We start from the raw sequence: 18,302 nt of genomic DNA, 5'->3' as shown, positions 1-18,302 counted from the left end.
AGGTAGACGCGGCTGTCTCAATTTTATATACTGCCGCGTCGCCAACACAATCGATGCAGTTCACAGATAGTTGCGCGGGGTTCGCGGCGCAAAGCAAACAGATGTGCGTTTCGCTTTCAGTTTGCAGCGACGAGAACCCGTGCCTGCACGACCAGGCCTCGAATTTGCTTCACTAGCAAAGTTGTGCTTGGTCCGTCCATTCAGCCCGCGCCGGCTCGCCGGTCGCATGCTGATTCACTGCCGTCCCAGCGACGGTATCCGTCCCGTTCGCCAACGCTAGTTCGCGCTCCGGCAACCAGCCATCGGCGACGGGCAAAAAACAGGGTTCTTTCGCGGCTTGCGGGCTTTCGTCCCGTCGTTTGTCATCGAATGTCCCTGCCGACTCGCGCCGGCCGATCAGCCGGCCAAACTGCGCTGCCGGGCCCAGGCTCGCGCAAGCGCGGTCCGGTCGAACTTTTTCCAGCAAGGCGTCGAATGGCGCCGCTGCGCCGTCTTGCCATTTTTCGCGGACAGCCGCTTGCGCTGACCGTGGCCGATGGCGACGGCGCATCGAACAAGGAGACTTTCAGTTTGATCAATCCACGTCCCGTCAGGATTGCCGCGGCCGTCGTCGCGATCGGTATCGTCGTCGTGCTGCTTGCGCGCGCGATCGGCGCCGACGCGTTCGCGCAGTATCGCGCCGATCTCGTCTACTACACGGCGCGCCATCTCGCGCTCGTCGGCTATTCGATGGCCCTCGCGCTCGTCGTCGGCGTGCCGGCCGGCGTGCTGCTCTCCCGCGAATCGCTCTCGCGTCACGCCGAGCGCTTCATGCAGATCTTCAACATCGGCAACACGATTCCGTCGCTCGCCGTGCTGGCGATTGCGCTCGGCATCTTCGGCATCGGCGACCGTCCCGCGATCACGGCGCTCTTTCTCGCGTCGCTCCTGCCGATCACGCGCAACACGTATGAGGGCATGAAAAACGTGTCGCCCGCGCTGCGCGAGGCGGCGCGCGGCATCGGCATGACGCCGTGGCAGTCGCTCACCCGCGTGGAACTGCCGAATGCCCTGCCGATCATCGTCGGCGGCATCCGCACGGCGCTCGCGATCAACGTCGGCAGCGCGCCGCTCGCGTACCTGATCGGCGCCGACAGCCTCGGGACGCTGATCTTCCCCGGCATCTATCTGAACAACCAGCAGCAGATGCTGCTCGGCGCGGCCGCCACGGCGGTGCTCGCGCTCGTGCTCGACGGCATCGTCGCGGCGGGCAGCCGGCGCGCGCTCGCGCGGCGCGGGCTTGCGGCGTGATGCGCGAAGCAGATACCCGACAACACGCCAAGGAGAACACAACGATGAGAGCTTCGATGCTCAAGCGCTGGCTCGTGCTCGCCGCGATGATCGGCACGACGCTGCAGGCGCACGCCGCGAGCCTCGTGATCGGCGGCAAGAACTTCACCGAACAATACGTGCTCGTCGAGATCACGACGCAGTATCTTCGTTCGAAGGGCTACACGATCGATGCGCGCACGGGCCTCGGCAGCGTGCTCTTGCGCAGCGCGCAGGAAAACGGCCAGGTCGACCTGACGTGGGAATACACGGGCACGGCCGCGATCGTCTACAACAAGATCACGGAAAAGCTCGATCCGAAGACGATGTACGAGCGCGTGAAGGCACTCGATGCCAAACGCGATCTCGTGTGGCTCGACGCGTCGCCGCTCAACAATACCTACGCGCTCGGCCTGCCGCAGCAGGCGGCGAAAGAGACCGGCATCCGCACGATTTCGCAGCTCGCGGAGAAGATCAGAAACGAGCCGGGCAAGAAGCACGTCTTCGCGATGGACGCCGAGTTCGCGAATCGCCCCGACGGCCTGAAGCCGCTCGAAGCCGCCTACGGCATGGACTTCAGCCGTCCGGAAGTGCGCCAGATGGACCCGGGCCTCGTCTACACGGCGCTGCACAACAACCAGGTGTCGATCGGACTGATCTACACGACGGACGGCCGCGTGAAGGGCTTCGACATCGTGCCGCTCGAAGACGACCGCCACTATTTCCCGGCGTACAACGCGACGCCCGTCGTGCGAAAGCCGGTTCTCGACCAGAACCCGCAACTCGCGGCGCAGCTCAACGCGCTGTCGGCGGCGCTCAACAACGAGGTCGTGCTGGAAATGAACAAGCAGATCGACATCGACGGCAAATCGGTGCCGGCGGTCGCCGCCGAGTTCCTGCGCACGCACAAGCTGCCATAAGGGGCCACGATGAACGTAATCGACTATCTCTCGGCCAACTGGCCCGAACTCATCCAGCTCACGCTTCAGCACATCTATCTGGTGGGCGTCGCGGTGGGATGCGCGATTCTCGTCGGCGTGCCGCTCGGCGTTTTCATCAGCCGCCACGAATGGCTCGCGGCGCCGATGCTCGGCGTGGCGACCGTCATCCTCACATTGCCGTCGATCGCGCTCTTCGGCCTGATGATCCCGATCTTCTCGCGCTTCGGCCAGGGCATCGGCGCGGTGCCAGCGATCGTCGCCGTGTTCCTCTATTCGCTGCTGCCGATCATGCGCAACACGTATCTCGCGCTGCGCAACGTCGATCCCGGCATCAAGGAAGCGGGCGTCGGCATCGGCATGACGTACTGGCAGCGGCTTCGCCTCGTCGACCTGCCGCTCGCGGTGCCGGTGATTCTCGGCGGCGTGCGCACGGCGGTCGTGATGAACATCGGCGTGATGACGATCGCGGCCGTGATCGGCGCGGGCGGGCTCGGCAGCCTGATCGTCCGCGCGATCGGGCAGAGCAACATGATGAAGCTGCTCGTCGGCGCGGTGCTCGTGAGTCTGCTCGCGATCGTCGCCGACCTGGCATTGCAGGCGCTCCAGCGCCTTTTGACACCGAAGGGAGTACAAAAAGCATGATCGAACTCGACCAACTCACCAAGACCTTCACCCAGAAGGACGGCCAGAAAGTGACGGCCGTCGATTCCGTGAGCCTCTCCGTCGGCGAGGGCGAAATCTGCGTGTTTCTCGGGCCGTCGGGCTGCGGCAAGACGACGACGCTCAAGATGATCAACCGCCTGATCGCGCCGACCTCGGGCCGCGTGCTGATCAACGGCGAAGACACGATGTCGCTGAACGAAGTCGAACTGCGACGCCACATCGGCTACGTGATCCAGCAGATCGGCCTCTTTCCGAACATGACGATCGAGGAAAACATCACCATCGTGCCGCGCCTGATGGGCTGGGACAAGAAGCGCTGCCGCGAGCGCGCGACCGAACTCATGTCGATGGTCGCGCTCGATCCGAAGCTGTATCTGAAGCGCTATCCGAAGGAACTGTCGGGCGGGCAGCAGCAGCGCATCGGCGTGATCCGCGCGCTCGCCGCCGACGCGCCCGTGCTGCTGATGGACGAGCCGTTCGGCGCAGTCGATCCGATCAACCGCGAGTCGATCCAGAACGAGTTCTTCCAGATGCAGCGGCAACTGAAGAAGACCGTGATCATGGTGAGCCATGACATCGACGAGGCGATCAAGCTCGGCGACCGCGTGGCGGTCTTCCGTCGCGGCAAGCTCGTGCAGTACGACCATCCGGACACGCTGCTCGCGCATCCGACCGACGAATTCGTCGGCGCGTTCGTGGGCGCGGACAGCACGCTCAAGCGCCTGTTGCTGGTGAAGGCCGGCGACGCCGCGACGCACCCCGACACCGCGCGCCCCGACACGGTGCTCGCCACTGCCTACCAGATGATGGAAGAGAGCGACAACCGCTACCTGACCGTGCTCGACGACGACCGGCGCGCGCTCGGCTACGTTCAGCGGCGCGTGGCGCGCAACGGGCGCGGGCCGTGCGCCGACGCGCTGAAACCGTTCGCGACGACGGTTTCCGTCGACGACAACCTGCGCATCGTGCTGTCGAAGATGTATCAATTCAATTCGTCGTGGATGCCCGTCATCGACGCGGATGGTCACTATGTGGGAGAAGTCACGCAGGATTCGATCGCCGATTATCTGAGTTCCGGGCGTTCGCGCCGTCAGACGGGGCAGGCGGCGATCGTCTCGCCGGCGGTGGCGGCGGCAGAAGCGTCGAGCGTGTGAAATTGGGGGCGTATCTCTGCGTAAACATTTGATACGTCTTAGCAGACTCCGAGCGCATTGCATTGCAGCAATTAGGGTAAACTCCAAGTCCGTTTGAGCCGCCTTTCGGGCGGCTCCGCCTTGGTCACAGCCTGCATCGCGCAGGCGCTACCCGAACGCCGCATGCAGGGAAAATCTCAACGCTTTGTCGAACTCGACTTCTTTCGCGGTCTGGTTCTGCTGGTCATCGTCGTCGATCACATCGGCGGCAGCATGGTCTCGCGCTTCACGCTGCACGCGTTCGCGCTCAACGACGCCGCCGAAGTCTTCGTGTTCCTCGGCGGCTTCGCGACGGCCACGGCGTATGTGTCGCTCGCGTCGCGCCAGTCGGAAAGCGTCGCGCGCGGGCGTTTCGTCCGGCGCTCGTTCGAGATCTACCGCGCGTTTCTCGTGACCGCCGCACTGATGCTGCTCGCGAGCTTCGTGTTGCGACCGTTCTACGGCAGCGCGCCGAACCTCGCAAACGGCGACCTCGACAGCCTGTTGAGCGCGCCGGTCGCGTCCATCGCCGACATCCTGCTCCTCAAGCGCCAGCCGTATCTCGCGGCGGTCTTGCCGATGTACGCGTTTTTCGCGCTGGCCGTGCCGCTCCTGCTGCCGCTCGCGCGCTCGAAGCCGTGGCTCCTGCTCGGCGGGAGCGTGGTGCTGTGGATGCTCGCGCCGCAACTGGGCGACTACCTGCCGTCCGTCGACGACAACCTCTGGGACTTCAACCCGGCCGCTTGGCAGCTGATGTTCGTGCTGGGCGTGCTCGCGCGCTGCCAGCCGATTTACCAGCGCGTGAGTTCGCACCGATTCGGCTGGGTAATGAGCGTGGCCGCGCTCGCCGTCGTCGCGGGCATGGCGTACTACAAGCTGATTCTGCCGGCCGGCGCCATCGACAGCGACTTCAAGCGCAATCTGGCCGGCGCGCGCGTCGCGAACTTCCTGGCGATCGCGTGGCTCGCGGCGAATCTCGTGCGCTACGGCGTCGTGAAACAGGTCGCCGCGCGCCTGCCGTGGATCGGCGCGGTCGGTCGCGACGGCATGGTCTGCTTCGTCGCGGGCACGGTGATCTCGCTCGTCGTCGATTCGGTGCTGTTCACGCTGACGAGCGGCTATATCAACGTGCCGCTCGGGTTCGCCGCCGACGCCGTCGCGATTTCGCTGCTGCTCGCCGTGCCGCAATTGCGGCGGCCGCTCGTCCACGCGATCACGCCCAAGCCTGCGCTCGACGCGGGCAGAGCCGCCCGCAGCGCACGTTGAGCCGCTAGCCGGTTTTCCTCGGAACCGCGCCGCAAGCCGGCGCGTTTTGCTTTCAGATCACGCCTTTCGAACGCTTCCGCATGCTCTTCGCCAATCGCCGCGCGCCGCGCGCCAAAACGCGACTAACGGTCAGTCTCGCCGCCGCCGGCGCGATCGCCGCCGCTCACGCGGCGCCGCAACCTGCGTCGACAGCGGCGAGCGAGTCGATGCACGGCGCGAAAGCCGGCCAGCACGCGGCGGCATCGGTGAAACCGATGCCTGCCGTGCTGACGTCGGCGGCGGGCAGCAAGGTCGTCGCGCGCACGATGCATTCCGAAGCGCTCGATCGCGACTGGCCTTACGTGCTCTATCTGCCGCCCGGCTACGCGCCGAGCGACGAGCGCTATCCCGTGCTGTATCTGCTGCACGGAAACAACGGCGATGCCTACGACTGGATCACGCAAGGCCATCTGCAAACGATCGTCGACCGGCTGATCGCGCAACGCGAGATTCCGCCGCTTCTGATCGTGATGCCGCAGGGCGGCACCGACTGGTACGTCGATCGCAAGGAGCCGATCGAAACTGCGTTTTTCGAAGAACTGATGCCGGAGATCGAAACGAAATACGCCGCGCAGACGGGCCGCGAGGGTCGCGTGATCGGCGGCGTGTCGATGGGCGGTTTCGGCGCGCTGCGTTATGCGATGACGCGTCCGCAGCTTTTCTGCGGCGCGATGCTGCTCGGCCCGGCCATTTATGCGGGCGCGCCGCCGGTGGCCTCGGCGGCGCGCTATGTCGGCGTGTTCGGCGACCGCCAATTCGAGCCGCTGGTCTGGCGCACGCTGAACTATCCCTCGCAGTGGCAAACATATATGAGCCGCGGTCTGCGCGTGCCGATGTTCATCGCAGCCGGCGACGACGACTTGCGCATCCAGGCCGAAGCGTCGCTGCTGTACACGCAGTTGCGCGAGGCGAGGCAGCCGGCGGAATTGCGCATCATCGACGGCGGGCATACGTGGGCGGTCTGGAGCGCGCTGCTCGCCGAGGGCCTGAAGTATTCGCTGGCGTGCACGCGCTGAACGGGAACATCCCTTGCTTGACCGGTCCCACTTCAATCAATAGATCGGACCAATCATGCTCAAGCTCGCCATTCTCTTCGCGGTCATCTCGGTGATCGCGGGCTTCTTCGGCTTCGGACGCGTCTCGTCAGGCGCCGCCGGCATCGCGAAGATCTGCTTCTTCATCTTCCTGATTCTGTTCGTGATTTTCCTGATCGTCGCGATTTCGGCCGGGTCGCTCGTGCTGTAGCCGAACGCGCTTTCACGCCGATTCGATCGTGCCGCCCGGTCTCGCCGACGCCGCGAGCAACGAATCGCTGTCGTCCTTCAGGCCGACGCCCGTCAGCTTCAGGCGGCGCGCTTCGTTGAGTAGATAACCCAGTTTGAACGCGGCGGGTGCATACGCGAGTCCTTCGGGACGCACGTTCGAAATGCAGTTGCGTTCGGCGTCGCTGCGGCCGATGCGCGGCGCCCAGGTCAGGTAGATGCCGAGACTGTCGGGAGAACTGAGGCCCGGCCGCTCGCCGATCAGCACCACGACGATGCGCGCCCGTAAAAGCTCACCGATGCCGTCGCCGAGCGCGACGCGCGCCTGCGTCGCCACGACGGCCGGGCCGACGTTCCAGCCAGCGAGCGAAGGGCGCAACGCTTCGAGGAAGGGCGTGGCGTGCCGCGCGGCCGCGTAGGCGGAAAGACCGTCCGCGACGACGAACACGACATCCGGCGCTTCCTTCAGCGTCTTTCCGTGCGCGGCGAGCGCGGCCGCGCTTTGCTCGCCGAGCGTCCTGCCGAGGTCCGGCCGGCGCAGATAGTGATCGCGATCGGGCGCTGCGCTCGCGGCGTCGAGCGTAACGAAGCCGGCGGCGCGCAGCGAATCGTGCAGCGCGGCGGTGTCGAGCGGCTGGTGCACTGCGTCGCGCGCCTGCGCGTGCGAGAGCTCGAACGCGAGCAGCGGCGCGGTCGGCAGACTGCTGCCCGCGCGGCCCAGCGCGATGCGCGCATTCGTGTAGCGGCGCAACGCGTCCCACGGATTCTCGTCGACGGGCGAAGCTAGCTTGTCGTCCATCACGCGTGCATCCATTCGATGAGCGGCTGCGCGGCCTGCGCGAGCAAGGCGCCGCGCGCGTCGGTGATGCGCATCGATTCGAGCCACGCTTCGAATTCCGGCGCGCGTTTCAGGTTCAGCACCCGGCGCACGTAGAGCGCGTCGTGGAACGACGTGCTCTGATAGTTGAGCATGACGTCGTCGGCGCCCGGAATGCCCATGATGAAGTTGACGTTCGCGACGCCGAGCAGCGTGAGCAGCGTGTCCATGTCGTCCTGATCGGCTTCGGCGTGATTCGTGTAGCAGATGTCGCAACCCATCGGCACGCCCAGCAGCTTGCCGCAAAAGTGGTCTTCCAGACCCGCGCGGATGATCTGCCGGCCGTCGTACAGATACTCCGGCCCGATGAAGCCGACCACCGTATTGGTCAGAAGCGGCTCGAACTTGCGCGCGACGGCGTAGGCGCGCACTTCGCAGGTCTGCTGATCGACGCCATGATGCGCATTCGCCGACAGCGCGCTGCCCTGGCCGGTCTCGAAGTACATGAGATTGTCGCCGACCGTGCCGCGCCTGAGCGAGCGGCCCGCCTCCTGCGCTTCCCGAAGCAGCGCGAGCGACACGCCGAAGCTCGCGTTGGCCTTTTCCGTGCCGGCGATCGACTGGAACACGAGGTCGACCGGGGCGCCCTTTTCGATGGCCGCGATCGTATTGGTCACGTGCGTGAGCACGCACGATTGCGTCGGGACGTCGTAGCGCTGGCGGAATTCGTCGATCATCACGAGGAGCGCCGTGATCGCGCTCAGCGAATCCGATGCGGGGTTGATGCCGATGACGGCGTCGCCGCAGCCGTACATGAGGCCGTCGAACATCGAGGCGGCGATGCCTTTGGCGTCGTCGGTCGGATGATTTGGCTGCAGGCGCACCGACATGCGGCCGGGCAGCCCGATGGTGTTGCGAAAGCGCGTGACGACCGGGCGTTTTTTGGCCGCGAGGATGAGATCCTGGTTGCGCATCAGCTTCGACACCGACGCGACCATTTCCGGCGTGAGTCCGGCGGTAACGCCGACGAGCATCTCGGTGGTCGTCGTGTCGGCGAGGAGCCAGTTGCGGAAGTCGCCGACCGTCAGATGCGAAACCGGCGCGAAGGCTTCGGGCGAGTGATCGTCGATGATGAGGCGCGTGACTTCATCGTCCTCGTAGGGGATCACCGCTTCGGTCAGGAAGGTTCGCAGCGGCACGTCCGCCAGCGCCATTTTCGCCGCGACGCGCTCCTCTTCCGTTGCGGCGGCGACGCCGGCGAGTTGATCGCCGGAGCGCAATGGGCTGGCTTTCGCCAGCAGCGTCCGGAGGTCCGCGAAACGGTAGGTTCGGGTTCCGATGGTCTGTGCGTAAGGCATCGCTCGGTCCTTTTGCTGCGGTTTACCGTGGATATTCTGGACGAAAACGCGTGGAAGCGAGACGGCGTGTGCAGCGTCGCCGCCCGAACCGCCAATGTAGCGAGCCAAAAACCGCGAGCGTTATCGAAATTCGGCAGGCTGTCCGTCGTGCCGGCGAGCGCTCCGCCGGTCGCCAAAGCGCTTGCGTGCGATAATTCGCGTCCCGATCAACCGTCGAAACGCGCGTCGTCACCTTGAAAAATCTGCTCGTGAACCTGGACCGGCTCAAGGATTTCGACGAAGTCGTCGACGTCCGCACGCCGCTCGAATTCGCCGAGGATCACATTCCCGGTGCGATCAATGCGCCCGTTCTGAGCAACGAGGAGCGCGTAATCGTCGGCACGATGTACAAGCAGGTGTCGCCGTTCGAGGCGACGCGCGTCGGCGCCGCGATGGTCGCGCGCAACATCGCGCTGCATCTCGAGACCACCTTCGCCGACCGTCCGCGAAACTGGCGGCCGCTCATCTATTGCTGGCGCGGCGGCAAGCGCTCCGGCTCGATGACGACCTGGTTCAATATGATCGGCTGGCAGGCGCGTCAGCTTGAAGGCGGCTACAAGTCGTACCGGCGCGCGACGCTCGATCTGCTGGACGCGCTGCCGAAGCGGTTTCGCTATGTCGCGCTCGTCGGCCATACGGGCAGCGGCAAGACGCGCCTGTTGCAGGCGTTGCGCGCGGCGGGCGCGCAGGTGCTCGATCTGGAAGGGCTCGCCGCGCATCGCGGGTCGCTGCTCGGCGCGCTGCCGGGCGAACCGCAGCCGTCGCAGAAAGGGTTCGACTCCGCGCTCGTCGGCGTGCTGCGCGGCTTCGACGTGTCGCGGCCGGTGTTCGTCGAGGCGGAGAGCCGGCGCATCGGTTCGATCACGCTGCCGGAGTCGCTGCTCGTGACGTTTCATCGCGGCGCGTGCGTCGAGGTGGAAGCGAGCCACGACGACCGCATCGCGTTCCTGCTGCAGGACTACGGCCATCTCTTCGACGAGCCCGCGTTCTTCAAGCAGCAGCTCGCCAAGCTGATCGGCCTGCATAGCCGCGAGCGCGTGATGCACTGGCATCGGCTGATCGACGAAGGCGCGAGGAGCGCGTTGTTCGCCGAACTGATCGACCTGCATTACGACCCGGCGTATGCGCGCAGCAGCGGCGCGCATTTCACCGAACTGGAACACGCGACGCAGGTGCTCTTTCGTCCAAACGATGCCGACAGCGTCGAGCAGGCGAGGGCGCTTCTCGCCCAACTGAACGAAACGGCCGTGGCGACCGGTTGAAAACCGGCGCTCGAACCTTCGCATCGAATTCGCATTCAACAACGCCTTACTCTCAAGAAAAATGAACACCGCCCATCGACAACCGCGTATCGCGCTCGGCCTCGTGACGTTTGTGCTGATCGCCGTGATCGGCCTCTTCTACGTGAAGTGGTTCCCGTACTACAACCGCGCGTTCGTCGCGGCGAGTCAGCATTCGATCGGCAAGTCGATCCTGATGGGCACCGCCGCGAGCGCGCCCGAGCCGTCGCTCAAGGCCGCGCTCGATTACGCGCTGGCCTACGGCAAGGCGATCTGGCAGGCGATGGTACTCGGCCTGCTGCTCGGCTCCGCCGTGCAGGCGCTGATTCCGCCGCAGTGGGTGGCGCGCGCGCTGGGCCGCAGCGACTTCGGGAGCGTCGTCAATGGCGGCCTGATGTCGCTGCCGGGGATGATGTGCACGTGCTGCGCGGCGCCCGTCGTCGCGGGATTGCGGGCGCGGCAGGCGGCGCCGGGCGCGGCGATCGCGTTCTGGCTTGGCAACACGGTGCTGAACCCGGCGGCGCTCGTGTTCATGGGCTTCGTGCTCGGCTGGCAGTGGATGGGCTTGCGGCTCGGCCTCGGCGTGCTGATGGTGTTCGGGCTCGGCTATGTCGTGAACCGGATGGTGACGCCGAAGGAAGCGGAAGCGTCGCGCGACGCGCTCAAGCAGATGATCGACGAGGACGAGCCGGGCACGGCGTTTTCGCGCTGGATGAAGATTCTGGGCCGCATGACGCTGCGTCTCGTGCCCGAGTACATCGTGCTCGTGCTGCTGCTCGGCGCGGCGCGTGCGTGGCTCTTTCCGCATATCGGTCCGGACATCGACAACAGTCTGATCTGGATCGTGGCGTTCGCCGTCGCGGGCATGCTGTTCGTCATTCCGACGGCGGGCGAAGTGCCGATCATCCAGGCGATGCTGTCGCTCGGGATGGCGGCGGGCCCCGCCGGTGCGCTGCTGATGACGCTGCCGCCGATCAGCGTGCCATCGCTCGCGATGCTCGGACGGTCGTTTCCGCGGCGCGTGCTCGTGGTGGTGTCGGTGGCGGTGGTGGGGTTTGGCATCGTCGCGGGCGGGATTGCTGTCGCGGCGGGCTTTTAGCGGATTGACGCGGGGGCGGCGCCTCGGCTGCGAGCCGAGGTTCAGTGTCCGGCGCCCGCCCGAATGAGCAGCTTGAACGGCAGGGCGAGCAACATCGCCCCGCCGACTCCGGCGAACCAGAGCGCCACAAACCAGCCAGCCCGCGCCAGCTTGCCGCGTCCGGCGGCCTTAATGGTAGTGATGGTCGCCATGCCGCACCTTCCCTCTGAAGACCCAATATCCAAGCGTGGTGTACGCCACGATCACGGGCAGGATGACCGCTGCTCCGACGATCGTGAACAACTGGCTGGAGCGTGGCGCGGCCGCATCCCACAACGAGACGCCGGGCAAGACGTCATGCGGTGAAATGCTCGCGACGAGCCCCGCGAATCCAAGCAGCACAAACGCGAGCGCCATCGCGAACGGCCGTGTCTCGTGCCGGGAGCGAATCGAGCGCCGCATGATCCACGCGCACGCAACCACCAGCACCGGCACCGGCAGCAGCCGGTAAAAGAGCGGCGAATCGAACCAGCGCATCGCGATGCCTTGATCCTGAAACGGCGTCCAGATGCTGACCACGGCGATCGTCGCGAGTTGCAGGACGGTGAGCGGCCACACGATCCGGTAAAACCGCCGCTGCAGGTCGCCCTCGGTTTTCGCGATCAGCCAGCAGCAGCCGAGCAGCGCGTAGGTGACTACCAGCGCCACGCCCGTGAACATGCTGAACGGCGTGAACCAGCCGAACGCTTCGCCGGAAAAACGGCCATCGGCGACCGGGATGCCGTCGAGGAACGCGCCCAGCGCCACGCCCTGAAAGAACGTCGCGCCCGCCGATCCGCCGATGAACGCAAGGTCCCAAAGATGCTTCGTGCGCGACGCCTTCGCGCGAATCTCGAACGAGACGCCCCGGAAGATCAGGCACACGAGCATCAGCACGAGCGGCAGATAGAGCGCGGAAAGCACGGTCGAATAGAGCATCGGGAACGCGGCGAACAGACCCGCGCCGCCGAGCACGAGCCAGGTTTCGTTGCCGTCCCAGACGGGCGCGACGGTGTTCATCATGACATCGCGGTCGTGCTCGTCGGGGAAGAGCGGAAACAGAATGCCGATGCCGAGATCGAACCCGTCCAGCACGACGTACATCAGCACGCCCAGCGCGATGATCGCGGCCCAGGCAACGGTGAGATCCATGACTTATGCTCCTTCGATCGATTGATTGACGGCGCTCAACGGGCGCCTCGCGGTGTGGCCGGCGTCGTCGATGCCGGGCGCGTGGGTCGTCGTGCCGGGCAGCGCCGGGCCGTGCTTCAAGAGCTTCAGCAAGTAGTAGATGCCGGTGCCGAACACGAGCGTGTAGACGATCACGAAGACGAACAGCGAGACGCCGACCTGCTGCGCCGTGACGGGCGAGACGGCGTCGGCGGTGCGCATCACGCCGTACACGACCCACGGCTGGCGGCCTGCTTCGGTCGTCACCCAGCCCGCGAGCAGCGTGATGAAACCGGTCGGCCCCATCGCGAGCGCGAAACGCAGGAATCCGCGCGAGTCATAGAGCCTGCCGCGACGGCGCAACAGCCAGGCCGCCGCCGACATCGCGATCATCAGCACGCCGAGTCCCGCCATGATCCGGAAGCTCCAGAAGACGACAGTCGAATTCGGGCGGTCTTCTTTCGGGAAGGACTTGAGTCCGCGAATCTCGCCGTCCCAGCTGTGCGTGAGGATCAAGCTGCCGAGGTGCGGAATCGACACGGCATACTTCGTCGTCTCGGCTTCCATGTCCGGGATGCCGAACAGGTTGAGCGCGGTGCCGCCTTGCTCGGTGTCCCAGAGGCCTTCGATCGCCGCGATCTTCGCCGGCTGATATTCGCGCGTGTTGATGCCGTGCGCATCGCCGACGATCGCCTGCACCGGCGTCAGCACGAGCAGCAGCCAGAGCGCCATCGAAAACATCTTCTTGATCGCCGGATCGCGGCGGCCCTTCAGCAGATGCCACGCGCCCGTCGCGGCCACGACCAGCCCCGCGACGATGAACGCCGCGATCGCCATGTGCGCGAGCCGGTACGGGAACGACGGATTGAAGATGATCGCGAACCAGTCGACGGGCACCACGTGGTCGCCTTCGATGCGATAGCCCTGCGGCGTCTGCATCCAGCTGTTTGAGGCGAGAATCCAGAACGTCGAGATGATCGTGCCGATCGCGACCATCAGCGTGGCGCCGAAGTGCGCCTTCCTGCCGACCTTGTTCCAGCCGAACAGCATGATCCCGAGGAAGCCCGCTTCGAGAAAGAACGCGGTCATCACTTCATACGTGAGGAGCGGCCCGGTGACGGGTCCGGCGAAGCTTGAGAAGCCGCCCCAGTTGGTGCCGAACTCGTAGCTCATCACGACGCCGGATACGACGCCCATGCCGAACGCGACGGCGAAAACCCTGGACCAGAAGTGGCACAGTTCCTTGTAGACGGCTTGGCCGGTTTTGAGCCACGCGCCTTCGAGGACCGCGATGAAGCTCGCGAGCCCGATGCTCAGCGCCGGAAAAATGATGTGAAACGATACGGTAAAGGCGAACTGGATTCGCGCGAGATCCAGCGCTTCCTGAGTCGATTGCATGATGGATTGGGCGGGGTTTTGTACGTCGCTCGGCGGCGCGCTTTTGTCGGTTGATCGGCTTTTGACGGACGAAGCTTAGCGAGCTTTCGAGATGCGTGTTGCGTCGCGTCAAAGACTGGCGAATGTGCGCAAATGCCGCAGTATCAAGGAGTTGCCGCGCGTATAGCCCTGAATTGCCTTGATTTTCGAGAACACGGGACGAGCGCGTCGACGCGCGCGGTGAGCCATTTCCGCGACAATCGACCGCACTGCGACAATCGGGCCGCGGGGTGATTTCGCGCTATTGGGTCGATACCACGTCGGGCGTGGTGCGCATAATGCTTGGACCTGCACGTGGGGAACTGTGCCATGTCGTCACGACGTCGTCCGTGCCGGACGGTTCGACGGATAACATACCGGCTTTTTTGCCGCGCCGATGCGACCAGAAGAGGAGAAATACCATGCGTCTCGATGACGAAGCGGAAAGCCAGAATGTCGAAGACCGTCGCGGCGGCGGCGGGGGATTTAGGGTCGGCGGCGGCAGTATCGGGATCGGGACGTTCGTCGTCGCGCTCGCGGCCTCGTATTTCCTCGGCATCAACCCGATGGTGATCATCAACGGCGCCTCGCAGATGCAGTCACACGCGCCGCAGCAGCAGGCCGCGCCCGCGAACCAGCCGCCCGCGAACGACGCGGGCGCCGTCTTCGTGCGACGCGTGCTCGGCAATGCCGAACGCACCTGGCAGGAAATCTTCCGCACGCAGTTCAACCAGGACTATCCGCCGCCGAAGCTCGTCCTGTTCTCGGGCGGCACGCAGACCGCCTGCGGCGTCGGCGAAACGGCGATGGGCCCGTTCTATTGCCCCGCCGACCGCAAGGTCTACATCGATTTGTCGTTCTACCGCGAGCTGCGCGAACGCTTCGGCGCGAGCGGCGACTTCGCGCAGGCTTACGTGATCGCGCATGAAGTCGGGCATCACGTGCAGAACGTGCTCGGCATTTCGGAGAAAGTCGACGCTGCGCGCTCGCGCATGTCGCGCGAGCGCGCGAACGCGCTGTCCGTGCGCGTCGAGTTGCAGGCCGATTGTTACGCCGGCGTCTGGGCCGCGACCGCGCAGCGCGACAACGCCAAACTCATCGAGCCCGGCGACTTCGCGGAAGGCCTGAACGCGGCGGCGGCCATCGGCGACGACCGGCTCCAGAAGCAAACGCAAGGTCGCGTGGTGCCCGAAGCGTTCACGCACGGCACGAGCGAGCAGCGTCAGCGCTGGCTCAAGCGCGGACTTTCGAGCGGCGACATCCGTCAGTGCGATACCTTCGCGGCGTCGACGCTTTGACATAAGCAAAGCAGAAATCGTCGGTTCCTTGCCGGCGGACGGATGGTTACGCTTCTCATTCGTCCGCTCGCGCATCCACCGACATGCCCAAACACATTCTGCTGAACGCCTTCAACATGAACTGCGTCGGCCATATCAATCATGGCCTCTGGACGCATCCACGCGACCAGTCGACGCGCTACAAGGACATCGCGTACTGGACGGAACTCGCGCAGTTGCTCGAACGCGGTCTGTTCGACGGCCTGTTTCTCGCCGATATCGTCGGTGTCTACGATGTCTACCAGCAATCGGTCGATCTGCCGCTGCGCGAATCGATCCAGCTTCCGGTCAACGATCCGCTCCTGACCGTCTCCGCGATGGCCGCCGCGACGCGCCATCTCGGCTTCGGCGTCACGGTGAACCTGACCTACGAGTTGCCGTATCTGCTCGCCCGGCGCTTCTCGACGCTCGATCACCTGACGAACGGCCGCATCGGCTGGAACATCGTGACCGGTTATCTGGAGAGCGCCGCGAAGGCGATGGGCCTCGGCCAGCAGATCGAGCACGACGAACGCTACGACCGCGCCGAAGAATTTCTCGACGTCGTGTACGAGTTGTGGGAACGAAGCTGGCAGGAAGGCGCGGTGCGCGCGGACCGCGAAGCGCGCGTCTACGCCGATCCGGCGCGCGTGCGGCCGATCGCGCATCACGGCAAGTACTACGACGTCGAGGGTTATCACTTGTCGGAGCCGTCGCCGCAACGCACGCCGGTGCTGTTCCAGGCGGGGTCGTCGGGGCGCGGGCAGGCGTTCGCCGCGCGCCACGCGGAGTGCGTGTTCGTCTCGCAGCAGGAGCGCGGCGCGCTGAAGAAGCTCGTGAGTGGCGTGCGCGACGAAGTCGAACGCGAAGGCCGTCAGCGCGACGACATCAAGTTCTTCATGGGCATGTCCATCGTCACGGCGGCCACCGAGCGCGAAGCGCGTGAAAAATACGACGACTACGTGCAGTACGCGAGCCCCGAAGCCGGTCTCGCACACTACGCGAGTTCGAGCGGCATCGACTTCTCGCGTTATGCGCGCAACGAGCCGATCCGCTATGTGAAGAACAATGCGATCCAGTCGGTCGTGAAGAACCTGACCGCGGCCGGCCGCGAGCGCACGGTCGGCGACATCCTCACTCAGGAGTTGCAACTCGGCGGGCGCTACCCGACGCTCGTCGGGAGCGCGTCGCAGGTCGCGGACGAACTCGTCGCGTGGATCGAGGACACCGGCATCGACGGCTTCAACCTTGCGCGCACGGTCACGCCCGAGTGTTATCGCGATTTCGTCGATCTCGTCGTGCCCGAGTTGCAGGCGCGCGGCGCGTACAAGACGGAATACGCGTCCGGTACGCTGCGCGAGAAGATATTCGGCGCCGGGCGCGCGCATCTTCCGGACGCGCATGCGGGGTCGGTTGGGCGAGAACAACGCGAGTCGGTCAGAAAAGCGTCATAAATTAACGTTTGCACGTAATTGTTGCCGATTAAACACTTGACGAAAAATAGGCGGCGTCGGACGATGCCGGAATCATCTCAATATCGTCCGAATAATGACCCTGGAATCCGTCGTCGCGCCGCTCTTGCCTGCTCTGGTTCGTCTGGGGCCCGCGGACGTGCCGCTGCAAACCCCGCTCGAATGGCCGATCGTGGCGGAGGATGGTGCGCTTCTGTTTGATACCGGTACCATCGTGCGCGACGAAAGCACGCTCAATTTCCTCTTCCTGCACTTTGAGCCGCATCGTCGACGGAACGCCGAAGCGCCGCGCGAATCGCGTGACGCCGACGCGTCGCGTGAGACCGGACCGCTCAAGCTCGACGACGTCGGCCTCGCGATCGGCGCGCGCGTGGGCCTGCGCGCGACAGTCGGTGCCGGCTCGGCGATGTATGCGTCGCGCGTGATCGGCTTCTCATCGGGGCGGCGCAACGGCGAGCGCGCGCTGTTCGTCACGCAGCCGGTGATGAGCGGCATGGACCCGCTGGACCTGATTCACGGCGAGCAGGTGGAGATGGTGGCGCTGTCGGGGCGCGGCGTGTTCCGCTTCGCGTGCACGGTCGATGCGCTGTGCCGCGAGCCGTTCAACTATGTCGTGCTGTCGGAGCCGGGCGGCATCAAGCGTCTGAGGGCGCGCAAGTTCGCGCGCATGCCGACGCGGCTCGCCGCGCGCTTTTCAGCCGAAGGCGCAACCCAGCCGCTCGGGCAAATGGGGCGGGTGTGCGACATCAGTCCGTATGGGATGTCGCTCGCGGTAGTCGAGCCGAGCGCGCAGGTCGGCGAGCGGCTGCGGGTGTCGTTTCACTTCAACACCGACGACATCGACGTCCATATCGACACGCACGCCATCGTGCGCCACGTCGGCACGTCCGATGGTGCGCCGCAGAGCGCGGCCTACGGACTGGAATTCGAGGCGCTCGAACCGTCGCAGCGCATTGCGCTGAAGTCGTTCATGGCCGAGCACAGCTAGCAGGCGGGCGCGCGTTCAGCTTGGAAAGCCGTCGGGGAAGAGTCGTTCGACGGCAGCTTCGAAGTGCTGTACGGGCGCCGCGCCGCGCAGCGCGATGGGCGGAGGCGGCTCTTCGCCGGGCGCGCCCTCGCGCGACAGCACCGCGAACGGCACGCCGGTCACGCCGATCTTCTTCGCGAAGTCTTCGTCCTCGATCACGAGGTCGGTGAATTCGCCTTCCGCCAGCGATTCTTCGAGCAATTCCGGATCGATGCCGCAGGTCGCGGCGATGTCGAGCAATGCGTCGGTGTCGCCGATGTCGAGGCCGTCTTCGAAATACGCCTTGAAGAGCGCGCGATGCACGAGTTCATAGCGATTCGACTCGCGCGCGAACATCGCCGTCTCGAACGCCTTGCGGCTGCGCGGGTTGACGGCCGGCATGCGCAACGTCAGGCCGCGCTCGGCCGCGAGCGGGTAGACCGACTTTTCCCACTGTTCGATCAGCGCGTCGTTGTTGGCGCCGGGCAGCGGCGTCGGCTCGGGGCGCAGCTCGAAAGCGTGCCAGCGGATCTCGACCGCATCGCCATAGGCGTTGCGCAACTGGTCGAGCACGGGCGTCTGCAGGTAGCAGAACGGGCAAACAAAGTCGGACCAGACGTCGACGTACAAAGCAGGCGTGGATGCCATGAAAAGCCTCGG

At 65.3% G+C, this 18,302-nt stretch carries 18 protein-coding genes; 12 read left to right on the top strand and 6 right to left on the bottom strand.

The genetic code is table 11. The features are described from left to right. Positions 1-573: 573 nt before the first annotated feature. The 7 genes from QCE48_RS25285 to QCE48_RS25255 all read left to right on the top strand — a co-directional run bounded on the left by QCE48_RS25285 (position 574) and on the right by QCE48_RS25255 (position 6,634). Complete coding sequence (locus QCE48_RS25285) at positions 574-1,290, top strand: ABC transporter permease (RefSeq protein ID WP_309783780.1); 717 nt, start codon at positions 574-576, stop codon at positions 1,288-1,290. 44 nt (positions 1,291-1,334) lie between these two features. Beyond that, complete coding sequence (locus QCE48_RS25280; protein WP_404982145.1) at positions 1,335-2,228, top strand: glycine betaine ABC transporter substrate-binding protein; 894 nt, start codon at positions 1,335-1,337, stop codon at positions 2,226-2,228. 9 nt (positions 2,229-2,237) lie between these two features. Next, the gene (locus tag QCE48_RS25275; RefSeq protein ID WP_309783047.1) at positions 2,238-2,891 is read left to right on the top strand and encodes an ABC transporter permease; all 654 of its coding nucleotides are present in this window, start codon (positions 2,238-2,240) and stop codon (positions 2,889-2,891) included. After that, positions 2,888-4,066 (top strand): ABC transporter ATP-binding protein, encoded by a 1,179-nt coding sequence (locus tag QCE48_RS25270; protein ID WP_309783045.1) that lies wholly within the window; start codon positions 2,888-2,890, stop codon positions 4,064-4,066. The genes QCE48_RS25275 and QCE48_RS25270 overlap by 4 nt, the downstream gene beginning before the upstream one ends. Positions 4,067-4,228: 162 nt before the next feature. Continuing rightward, a complete protein-coding gene (locus QCE48_RS25265) occupies positions 4,229-5,350 on the top strand; it encodes an OpgC domain-containing protein (RefSeq protein WP_309783042.1) in 1,122 nt (373 codons plus the stop codon). A 254-nt stretch (positions 5,351-5,604) separates the two neighbouring features. Continuing rightward, on the top strand, positions 5,605-6,405 hold the full coding sequence (locus QCE48_RS25260) for an alpha/beta hydrolase (RefSeq protein ID WP_404982304.1): 801 nt from the start codon (positions 5,605-5,607) through the stop codon (positions 6,403-6,405). Positions 6,406-6,460: 55 nt separating this feature from the next. Further along, positions 6,461-6,634: a DUF1328 domain-containing protein gene (locus tag QCE48_RS25255; protein ID WP_087628737.1), complete on the top strand. Its 174-nt coding sequence runs from the start codon at positions 6,461-6,463 to the stop codon at positions 6,632-6,634. A 12-nt stretch (positions 6,635-6,646) separates the two neighbouring features. Here the strand turns inward: QCE48_RS25255 and eutC are convergent, their stop codons facing one another. Then, a complete protein-coding gene (gene eutC, locus QCE48_RS25250; RefSeq protein ID WP_309783040.1) occupies positions 6,647-7,450 on the bottom strand; it encodes an ethanolamine ammonia-lyase subunit EutC in 804 nt (267 codons plus the stop codon). Next, a complete protein-coding gene (locus QCE48_RS25245) occupies positions 7,450-8,826 on the bottom strand; it encodes an ethanolamine ammonia-lyase subunit EutB (protein WP_309783037.1) in 1,377 nt (458 codons plus the stop codon). The genes eutC and QCE48_RS25245 overlap by 1 nt, the downstream gene beginning before the upstream one ends. 233 nt (positions 8,827-9,059) lie before the next feature. On the opposite strand from QCE48_RS25245, the gene mnmH reads away from it, so the two are divergent. Next, positions 9,060-10,127 (top strand): tRNA 2-selenouridine(34) synthase MnmH, encoded by a 1,068-nt coding sequence (gene mnmH / locus QCE48_RS25240; protein ID WP_309783036.1) that lies wholly within the window; start codon positions 9,060-9,062, stop codon positions 10,125-10,127. A gap of 61 nt (positions 10,128-10,188) precedes the next feature. Then, positions 10,189-11,244 (top strand): permease, encoded by a 1,056-nt coding sequence (locus QCE48_RS25235; protein ID WP_309783034.1) that lies wholly within the window; start codon positions 10,189-10,191, stop codon positions 11,242-11,244. 41 nt (positions 11,245-11,285) lie between these two features. Here QCE48_RS25235 and QCE48_RS25230 read toward each other — a convergent pair whose 3' ends face one another. From QCE48_RS25230 to QCE48_RS25220, 3 genes are read right to left on the bottom strand one after another with little or no spacing between them, the layout of a single operon-like run. Further along, positions 11,286-11,435 carry a hypothetical protein gene (locus QCE48_RS25230; RefSeq protein WP_309783032.1) on the bottom strand — a complete coding sequence of 50 codons (150 nt, stop codon included), beginning with the start codon at positions 11,433-11,435 and terminating at the stop codon, positions 11,286-11,288. Further along, positions 11,413-12,414 (bottom strand): cytochrome d ubiquinol oxidase subunit II, encoded by a 1,002-nt coding sequence (gene cydB, locus QCE48_RS25225; protein ID WP_309783031.1) that lies wholly within the window; start codon positions 12,412-12,414, stop codon positions 11,413-11,415. The genes QCE48_RS25230 and cydB overlap by 23 nt, the downstream gene beginning before the upstream one ends. A gap of 3 nt (positions 12,415-12,417) precedes the next feature. Next, entirely contained in the window at positions 12,418-13,830 is a 1,413-nt protein-coding gene (locus QCE48_RS25220; RefSeq protein ID WP_309783030.1) for a cytochrome ubiquinol oxidase subunit I, read from the bottom strand. A 440-nt stretch (positions 13,831-14,270) separates the two neighbouring features. On the opposite strand from QCE48_RS25220, the gene QCE48_RS25215 reads away from it, so the two are divergent. The 3 genes from QCE48_RS25215 to QCE48_RS25205 all read left to right on the top strand — a co-directional run bounded on the left by QCE48_RS25215 (position 14,271) and on the right by QCE48_RS25205 (position 17,624). Further along, a complete protein-coding gene (locus QCE48_RS25215) occupies positions 14,271-15,146 on the top strand; it encodes a neutral zinc metallopeptidase (RefSeq protein WP_309783028.1) in 876 nt (291 codons plus the stop codon). Positions 15,147-15,229: 83 nt separating this feature from the next. Then, positions 15,230-16,618, top strand: a complete 1,389-nt coding sequence (locus tag QCE48_RS25210; protein ID WP_309783027.1) for an LLM class flavin-dependent oxidoreductase — start codon at positions 15,230-15,232, stop codon at positions 16,616-16,618. A gap of 94 nt (positions 16,619-16,712) precedes the next feature. Next, positions 16,713-17,624, top strand: coding sequence for a flagellar brake protein (locus tag QCE48_RS25205; RefSeq protein WP_309783025.1), 912 nt, complete (start codon positions 16,713-16,715; stop codon positions 17,622-17,624). A 15-nt stretch (positions 17,625-17,639) separates the two neighbouring features. Here QCE48_RS25205 and QCE48_RS25200 read toward each other — a convergent pair whose 3' ends face one another. Beyond that, positions 17,640-18,290, bottom strand: a complete 651-nt coding sequence (locus QCE48_RS25200; RefSeq protein WP_309783023.1) for a DsbA family oxidoreductase — start codon at positions 18,288-18,290, stop codon at positions 17,640-17,642. Positions 18,291-18,302: the final 12 nt, after the last annotated feature.

This window comes from Caballeronia sp. LZ024 (assembly GCF_031451455.1).
Lineage (GTDB): Bacteria > Pseudomonadota > Gammaproteobacteria > Burkholderiales > Burkholderiaceae > Caballeronia > Caballeronia telluris.
This window is presented reverse-complemented; position numbering and strand designations above follow the sequence as displayed.